Origin of the sequence: Streptomyces sp. HB132 (assembly GCF_016909575.1) — a bacterium.
Lineage (GTDB): Bacteria > Actinomycetota > Actinomycetes > Streptomycetales > Streptomycetaceae > Streptomyces.
The window spans coordinates 24,421-33,137 of the sequence record NZ_JAFBGA010000030.1 but is presented as its reverse complement, the minus strand read 5'-3'; the positions used below and the strand labels follow the sequence as shown (position 1 = coordinate 33,137).

Sequence of the window (8,717 nt, the reverse complement as noted above, 5' to 3'; positions counted from 1 at the left end):
GAGGAACGACGCACGACCCTACGGGTCGTAAAGACGACAAAGCCCTACGGGCTTTCAAACCCATTCCTCCGGAATGGGTTTGGGAATTCCTCCGGAATTCTCGCACCCTCCCGGGGAGTAGTGCGGCTGTGCTCAGCGGCTGCGCGCCCCGGTGGTGACACGAGGTCAGAAGGCGGTAGGAGCCTGCCCGCACGGCTCCGCAGTGCGGGCAAGGCCTGACCCCGGACGACATGTACCGCAGCATTCGACACGCCCTCACAGACAGCTACGCACCAACAAGAGGGGGTCGGTCGTCTCGGCCGGAGCGTGAGCCGCGTGCATCATTCTCGACCGTAGCTAAGAACTGGACTCAGCACACACCACCCTGCATCACTTTGACCCGTGGGTAGAGAATGGAAATATCCCCTACCGCCGACTGGTCACTGTCACCCACTCCGGTGTCACGAACCGAGACGCTCCGGGGTCGGTCCGCCGACGCCGAAAAAGGCGCGTTGATTGGTTCTTGAATTCACGTCAGCATTCACCGTAAGGTTAGATCAGTCAGGAAGGGCGGCAACCTTTCCTGACGGTCAGTCCACTCGTCCAAATCAGGAGAAAAATCATGCAGATCATTCCCGCGTACATGCACTACTCGGAATTCAACTCCGGCTGGATCGTGGCTGAGGACGCAATGCGTCTGCTGCTCGCGGAGCTGGCTCCGGGGTCGCACACCATGACCGTCGTCGTGGACGGCGAGTCTCTGACCCTGACGGACCGTCTGACCCTCACCGCGCAGGTCGAGGTCCCCACGGACGGCGGCGGTCACGTCGTCGACGAGGAGGCGTGGGAGGCCGTGATGTGCCTGCTGGCGGTCGGGGTGGCTGACGCGGAGCGGGAAGGGCAGATCGTGGTCGTCTCACCGGCCAGCAGCCACGTCACGCGCTCCTGGGACCTCTGGGAGGGCGAGATCACGCCCCTGCCGGTCGCGGCCCTGAGCGTCTAGCCCACTCGCGGTGGTGCGGCCCTCGCGGGGCGCACCACCGCACAGTCCGCGACCGGTACGCCGCCGTCCCTGCCGCAGCACCCGCCAGGTGCTGGCGAGAATTCCGGAGGAATCGGTTTCTGAACCCCGTAGGGGGTCTATCGTCTGACGACCCGTAGGGTCGTGCGCCGTTCCTCCGGAGGAGGCCGCGCGCATAAAGGTTTTAGGCTGGCGGGGAATTATTGCAATTGGAATGGGCGGCAACCCGAATTCCAATTTAATTCCCCGCCAGCTGCGCCCACTCGTCCGAGCGGAGCGCCTCCATTCTACCCATGGATCGGGAGCGAAATTGATGGAGCCGACCGGCAAAAATGATGTCCGGCTGCGTCGCGTCGTCGAGGGGCGGGCGGTCGTTAGTCGTGCGTGGATTACCCGGTACACCGGGGCGGGCCGCTCGACCGTGGCCCGGTGGTACGCGCTGCGCCACGAGCAGCCGCAGGAGCGCCGTCACCCCGAGCGGGTGGTCACGATCGACCGGGTCGACTACTACGACCAAGCCGAGGTCGAGCGGTTCTGGGCCGCGCACCAGGAAGCCGTGGGAACGGCCCTGCTGGGCGTCTCCGGGCGTAAGAGCGGCGTGGAGCACGGAGAGCCCCGGGGAGGCCGTCCGGTGTCCGCAGAACGCGCTCAGGCCGTCCAGGTCGCCCTCGCGGAGCTGCGCCGGACCAATGAGCACCAGCGGGGCCTGGCCGGGCGGCTCGCACGCACGCACGGCGGGAACGAACGGACCTGGGCACGGGCCGTCACCGACGCCCGGGCGATCCACGCAGCCGAGCTCGGCGCGGACAACAACGCGCAGCGGCCGGCCCCGCAGCAGGAGTAGGACCACCGCCGCCTGGTCGTCGGTCCGGAGCCCCTACGAAAGGCCGGGAGAACGGGCCGGCGCAGCGCTGCCCGGTTCCCCGAGACCACGCCCGCAGCAGGGCAGGCCAGGCAGATGCGGGGAAGTCCGGGCACTCACCAGGCAAGAACCTGTGCCCACTCGCTCGTCCCGTCAGCCGCTGACCGGCTCCGGGTTTCGTAGATGGTGCCGACGTCCTCTCAGAACCTGAGATCGAGATCCGTTGCAGCGTTAATGTCCTTGTCATGACAATCAGACTTCGCAGAGGGGCGGCTGCTGCCGTGGTCGCAGTGGTGGTTCTCCTGACCATGCCCGCCGCCGTTCACGCCTTACCCGGAGCCGCGCCTACCGAGACCGCGTCCGACAGGCTCGAGCTGCCCCGCCCGACAGGCCCGTACCCCGTCGGCGCGGAGGTCCTGCACCTCACCGACCACGACCGGACCGACCCCTGGGCCTCGACTGCGACGGCACGGGAACTCATGGTGTCGCTCCGCTACCCCGCCCGTGGCGGCAGTGGCGGCGGGCCCGCCGCCTACATGAGCACCGAAGAGGCGCGGCTGATGCTTGCCGGGCGCGGTCTGGGGGACGATGCGCCGGCCGAGGTCAGTTCCGCCGTCACCCATGCCGGCGCGGGTGCCACCGCCAGCCAGGGCCGGTTCCCCCTGGTGCTGCTTTCCCCCGGGCTCGGCAACCATCGGGCTACCTTGACCTCCCTCGCCGAGGACCTGGCAAGCCGCGGCTATGTCGTGGCGAGTGTGGATCACGCCTATGAGTCGACCGGGACCGTGTTTCCTGGCGGCCGGATGCTGACCTGCCGGGTGTGCATGCCCCTGCCCGTCGAGGAGGGGCAGAAGCTGCTGAAAGCTGTGTCCACGGGGCGGGCCGACGATCTCTCCTTCGTGCTGGACCGGCTGACTGGTCACCGTCCCGCCTGGCACAACTCCCGGATGATCGACCCCCGGCGCGTCGCTGTGGTCGGCCATTCGATGGGTGGTAACGCGGCGGCTTCCGCGATGCTCGGTGACCGCCGGTTCGACGCCGGGATCAACATGGACGGCCTCTTCTACGACCGGATCCCCGCCGCGGGAGTCGACGGTCGGCCGTTCCTCCTGCTCGGCAACCCTGTGGACCATCACCCCGGTGGGCCGGACTCCTCATGGGATGAGGGGTGGCAGGGACTGGACGGCTGGAAGCGCTGGCTGACCCTGACGGGGTCGTACCATTCGACCTTCACGGACGTCCCCGTCCTCGGCGAACACCTCGGTCTGCCGACCAACCCCGGGGCCACTCTTTCCGTCGAACGCTCGATACGGATCACCCGTGACTACGTCGCTGCGTTCATTGACCTGCACCTGAAGAACCGGCCTCAGCCACTCCTAGACGGCCAGACACCGGACAACCCCGAGGTCGTCTTCAACAACCCCTGACAGTGGTGCGCTGAGCGCCCCAGCCTGGCGCGGGTCGGGGCACACGTCGTGAGGACTGAAGGTTGAGTGACAAGATCAGCGTTGCTTACCAAATCCGCTGACGATGTGGATGTGGATGTGGATGCTCGCCGGCGAACCGGCGCCGACCGGACCCGCCCGCCGGGGCGCGCAGCCGCCCGTCTTCCCCGTCGCCGCGATCGGGCGCTGCCAGAGGTACTGAGCCGGCAGAGGCAAGGGCGGACGAGATGGACTCCCCAGCGTCAACCGGGAGCTGTCCATCGCACGCAAGGGCATCGGCTGGTGGCAGCGCCAGGGCTGGATCGAAGGCGACCTGACCATCGGCATCGAGCGGCGGCCCGTATCGGACGACCACACCAAGACCCAGCGAGGTCGTCCGGTGTCCGCAGAGCGCACCTAGGCCCTCGAGCGCACCCTCGCGGAGCCGCGCCGGGCCGGTGGTGGGCACCAGCGGGGCCTGGCCGGACGGCTGGCCCGTACACACGGCGGGGACGAACGGACCTGGGCGTGGGCCGTCACGGACGCCCGTGCGAAGTACGCCGCCGGGCTCGGCGCGGACGACGAGGCGCAGCGGCCGGCCCCGCAGCCGGAGCAGGACCACCAACACCGCCGCCTGGTCGTCGGTCTCTTCGCCGACCCGGAGCAGCGCGACGGGCCGGGGGAACGGGCCAGCGCAGCGCCGTCCGGTTCCCCGAGACCACGCCCGCCACCAGCCCACCACCCACCCCCACACAGCAGGACAGGCCAGGTAGAAGAGGGGAAGTCCGAGGACTCACCACAGGAAAACCGGGGCCTGACCTGCGGAGACGCGAGCGTCCCGCTTGCGGTGGTGCAACAGCCTGTGCAACCCCGGGCGCAACCCCCTGTGCAACTCCCGGCGCAACCCCGGGTGCAACACCTGGTGCGCCCCCTGGTCCCGCGACGTCAGGAGCCGGTCCGGAGCACCGCGACGGGCCGACGAGGGAGCCAGCGCAGCGCCGCCCGCCTTCCCCGAGACCACGCCCGCCCACCGCCACCACACCCACCACCCATAGCCAGGCAGCCAGGTAGAAGAGGGGAAGTCTGAGCACTCACCACGCGAAAACCGGGGCCTGACCTGCGGTTGTGCGAGGCGCGGGGCGCGGTGGCTGTAACAGATAGCGGCACAGGTCTTGTCGCACATCGTGTCGCACATGTCGTCACACATAGCGTCACAGCTGTTGTCACGCCGCGCCCAGGGCCCGGCAGGGGCGAGGGGCACCAGGCGGTGCCGCCCCGAAGTCCGGCCCGGTCCGGAGCAGCGCGACGGGCCGGAGAAGAAGGCCAGCGCAGCGCCCTCGCTTCCCCGAGACCACGCCCAACACCAGCCACCACACCACCACCCCATAGCCAGGCAGCCAGGTAGAAGAGGGGAAGTCTGAGCACTCACCACGCGAAAACCGGGGCCTGACCTGCCGTTATGCAGAGGTCCGCTCCAGGGAGGTGTCGGTCATAGTGTCGGTCATGCTCTCGGTCATACCGTCGGCCATATCGTCGGTCATGGTGTCGGGGTTGTTGTCGGGCCCCATGCCGGCTGCGCGTGCGGCCGACGGATCCTTCACCAGCCGATGCGCTGCGCAGCGGACCGTCCGGCGCTGCAGCGCGGTGCTCGAGGACCAGGAGCAGCCGCAGCTCGGCAGACGCCGCGGTTTTCGTGTGTCAGGGTGTCGGGGCCCGGGGCGGGTGGCTGGTGTCTGGCACCGGCGACGGAACTCCCGCCCCGGGCGCCTGGCAGGCGCCCCCTTATGCCGCCGTCATGTCGACCGCCTACGCGCCGTACGGCGGACTCGACAGCAAAGTTTCCAGTAGCCGGGGAGTGCTGCGGATCGTCGTGATGAGTGGCCGTACCCGCCGCTGACCTGCCGTGGTGAGTAGCCGGCCGAAGAATCCCCACCGCGGACACTCTTCGCACACGGGGAACCATCCCCGCGTGCGCGGGGAGCAGTTCCAACGGCCAGACGAGCCCCTCAGGCTCAGGGGACCATCCCCGCGTGCGCGGGGAGCGGGTGGCCGTAGGCCCCGTGAGCTGCGGGTTTTCGGGACCATCCCCGCGTGCGCGGGGAGCAGTCCATCAGGGCCCAGGTGCTAGCCAGGGATGGGGGACCATCTCCGCGTGCGCGGGGAGCAGCCCATGTTCAGGCCCGCCACCTCGTAGGCCCCGGGACCATCCCCGCGTGCGCGGGGAGCAGACTGCGTGACCTGCGACGCTACCGCGTCACAGAGCGGTCCTGACACACTTTCACCGCAACGGACATAACTACTAAAAGGCGCCCGCCGAAGCCGTGCGATCGGGTTGCTCAGCGTGACACTCTGCACACTGTAATTCAGGTTCGACAAGAAAAGTTTCTACGGACGTGTGGGCTTGCGGACTGCGGTGGTGAGCGCCGTCCTCGCTCCTGACCTGCGGTGGTGAGTTTCCGACCGGGAAACTCACCACACCCCGGGGCCTACTCACCACGGCGGGGTCCACTCACCGCGAAAACTCACCACGGCTCGGCCGAACTCACCATGGAAACTCCCCACGGCAGGTCAGAGGCTTGCAGCGTTAGTTGACGACCTGGACCTCGTGGACGTCGGCGGTGAACCCAGTGGCTCGGGTTTCGGTGAACCGGCCGCCGTCGTTGAGGGCGGGGGCAGTCCAGGTGACGGTCCACGTCGCGGTCGCGGTTCCCTTGAACCGGCCGCCCGGCTGCTCGGAGGAGGGCTGTTCGTAGAGGTGCCCGCAGTCCGGCGACGAGGTCACCTCCTGCGACTTCTTGTAGGGGGTGCCGGGGCCGTGGCAGGTGACGGTGGTGCCGTCGCCCATCGCCCACCGCACCCGGGTGACCTTGGCGGTGGCGGTGACGGTGACGCCGCCGGCCGTGGCCGAGGCGGTCGCCGGACCGAACGTCGACGGCGACGGCGTGGCCCACATCCACATCGGCATCCCGACGACGTACGTCCCGGCCGCGCGGGGGCTGGCTACCTTCGGGCCCTCCAGGCGCATCGAGGCCGCCGCCCGCCGTGCGACGAGCTCCGGGTCGATGGTCGGCGCGGCCGGGCCGTCCTGGCCGGCCGGAACGAAGACGACTCCGCCGCGGCCGCTGTCGCACTGGACCTTGTAGACCCCGCCGTCGCCCGGGTCGTGTCCCTTCCACGCCTGATGCCCGGCCGGAGGCGGCGGATCGTCGACCAGATCGTAGGAGCACTTGTCCGTCGGCTTGCTGTCGCCACCGGTCGCGGCCGGGGCAGCCGCGGCCGGCTTGCCACCCGAAGAACCCGACGAGCCGGAGGAGCCGCCGCCGTCGGCGGCGCAGACGGTGACCGAGAGCATGGAGCCCCGGCATCCGTCGCTGCCGACTGTCGGCCCGTCGGCGTGCGCGGCCGGGGCCAGGACGGCGGCCAGGACCACCGCGGCCGCCATGGTCGTGGACTGCTTCAGCACGTCCGGCTCCCGTCCGGCTGGTACTCGGTCACCATCCAACGATGGTTGTCCCAGCGCTCCACCGTGGCGGTGGCGACGTAGCGCAGCGGCTGGGCGGTGGGCAGCGGGATCGGCTTGTTCGTCTTCGTGTCGAGGGTCTGCCACTTCGACAGGTCGATGCAGTCCTCCACCGTGGCCGTCGGCAGCTTCGCGTCGACGTCGAGGGCGGTCACCTCCGGCTCGTGCCCGAGCTCGCCCCGGATCACCGTGTTGTTCTTCTTCATGTGCGCCAGGTCCCGCTCGAAGGCGGACAGCGCGTCGAGCGTCGCGAAATCCGCGAGCTTCGTGCCGTCGGGCGACGCCACCCGGTAGGCCTTCATCTGCTCCACCCACATCGAGGTGTACGACGCGAGGACCGCTGTCTTGTCCGCCGCGTCCGGGTCCGGCGGGGACGCCGACACCGAGGGGGCCGAGGAGGCCTCAGACGGGGCCGTCTGCGGCTTCGCGTCGTCGCCGCCACCACCGCAACCGGCCAGGGCGAGAGCAAGCCCCACAGCGGCGCACAGCGCCATCACGCCCGGCCGGCGCCGTGTCTGTCGAGCCGTCATCAGAGTCCCCCGGGAGTGCGCGAACAGAAGCCGATCAACGTAACCACCTGCGCACAGGCGGTTATCGGGATTCAGCCAGGCAACGAGCAAACGAACCCCGGGGGCACGGCCCGGCATTACGTGGTGAGGGCGACGACGGCGACCAGGCCCACGACGACCGCGACCAGGACGCCACCGCCCCCGAACGCGACGGTGAGGGGCTTCTCCAGGTGGGGGTGGCGGTGGGTGACGTAGGCCAGGCCGGCCATGACGAGCACGAACACGAGGACCAGGAGCAGACCGACGAACAGGACGAGGGTGAGGTTGAGCGTGGGCACAGCGGGATCTCCATTTCGGTGGGTGCGCTCCGGTTGAGCGCGGGGCCACAGTCCGCGATCCGAGCCGATAGATCGAGCTCTCGCGAAAATCCGTCCCGGCCCTCTGACAGGCGGGTCCTGACGGGGCGTAGAGCGGATTCGCGAGCGGTTGACGAACGGTGTCGCGGGGTGGTGGCAGCACCTTCGAGGACCGAGGGGTTAGCCCCGCAACCCTTGGGTCGAGGGGTCCCAGATTTCCGCCGCGGCGAGCCTCATTCAATAGATTCAAGCGGTCCGAATCGTGCCGCTTGAAAACCTTGAATGGATGCCGCGACGGTGCTAGTGGCGCCGCGCCCTCATGAAGTCTTCGAGCAAGCCGAACGCCCGGTACACATGACAGGAAGGGAGTCGGTTACCCGCGAGCCCCCGAACCGGCCCACGGCACGGCCGGCGCCGCGAGGATGTGCGGGTGAGGATCTACGGGAGCGAGCCCGGCGAGCCCGATGTCGAGGTGCCGGGGCACCGGTACGCGGCACTGATCGGCGGGCCACTGGACGGGCAGCGCCTCGATATCACCGGGTGGAGCGTGCAGCAGCTGCTGGACGGCTCGGCGCGTACGGGCCGGGCGGGCGGGCCCACTACGAGGGACAGCCCGGCGACCCGGACCGGCTCCACTGGACCGGCGACACCCCCTGACTTTCGGCCCGGCTGAGGCCGCTCACGATGACAGACCGACGGCGCGTGTCAGGCAAGTCCCAAACAGCGTCTGACCAGCGGAAACGCGCACGATGTCGTGCGCTAGGTTGGCTCTCCTGCGGGACGCACTGACCCCTCAGACCAGTTCTTCAAGCACACCATGGCGCACCGAGGGGCAAGCCCCGCAACCCTGGGTCGAGGGATCCCATATTTCCGACGCGGCGGGCCGTACTCAAGAAATCAGGCCGACGTGGTTCACGACGCGGATTTCTTGAATGGACGACCCAGCGGTGCTACGGGGCTGCCGCGACAGCGCACGGGCCCACCGCGAGAGGCGGCCCCAGAATCCTGGGCCGCCCCGGGTCGGCGACCTCTCTCTAAAGCACTGG

Annotated in this window: 7 protein-coding genes; 4 read left to right on the top strand and 3 right to left on the bottom strand. The window is 69.1% G+C overall.

Annotated elements, in window-relative coordinates:
• Positions 1-601: 601 nt before the first annotated feature.
• From JOC24_RS32450 to JOC24_RS32440, 3 genes are all read left to right on the top strand, one after another.
• A complete protein-coding gene (locus JOC24_RS32450) occupies positions 602-982 on the top strand; it encodes a hypothetical protein (RefSeq protein WP_205024022.1) in 381 nt (126 codons plus the stop codon).
• A 328-nt stretch (positions 983-1,310) separates the two neighbouring features.
• Positions 1,311-1,844 (top strand): hypothetical protein, encoded by a 534-nt coding sequence (locus JOC24_RS32445; protein WP_205024021.1) that lies wholly within the window; start codon positions 1,311-1,313, stop codon positions 1,842-1,844.
• A gap of 263 nt (positions 1,845-2,107) precedes the next feature.
• Positions 2,108-3,289, top strand: a complete 1,182-nt coding sequence (locus JOC24_RS32440; RefSeq protein ID WP_205024020.1) for an alpha/beta hydrolase family protein — start codon at positions 2,108-2,110, stop codon at positions 3,287-3,289.
• A gap of 2,581 nt (positions 3,290-5,870) precedes the next feature.
• On the opposite strand, the gene JOC24_RS32435 is transcribed toward JOC24_RS32440, so the two are convergent.
• The 3 genes from JOC24_RS32435 to JOC24_RS32425 form a co-directional block, all read right to left on the bottom strand.
• A complete protein-coding gene (locus tag JOC24_RS32435) occupies positions 5,871-6,749 on the bottom strand; it encodes an ATP/GTP-binding protein (protein ID WP_239581375.1) in 879 nt (292 codons plus the stop codon).
• A complete protein-coding gene (locus tag JOC24_RS32430) occupies positions 6,743-7,336 on the bottom strand; it encodes a hypothetical protein (RefSeq protein WP_205024019.1) in 594 nt (197 codons plus the stop codon). The genes JOC24_RS32435 and JOC24_RS32430 overlap by 7 nt, the downstream gene beginning before the upstream one ends.
• Before the next feature lie 116 nt (positions 7,337-7,452).
• Entirely contained in the window at positions 7,453-7,653 is a 201-nt protein-coding gene (locus tag JOC24_RS32425; protein WP_205024024.1) for a hypothetical protein, read from the bottom strand.
• 448 nt (positions 7,654-8,101) lie between these two features.
• Here JOC24_RS32425 and JOC24_RS32420 point away from each other — a divergent pair, with 448 nt between their 5' ends.
• Positions 8,102-8,344 (top strand): hypothetical protein, encoded by a 243-nt coding sequence (locus JOC24_RS32420; RefSeq protein WP_239581373.1) that lies wholly within the window; start codon positions 8,102-8,104, stop codon positions 8,342-8,344.
• Positions 8,345-8,717 lie beyond the last annotated feature (373 nt).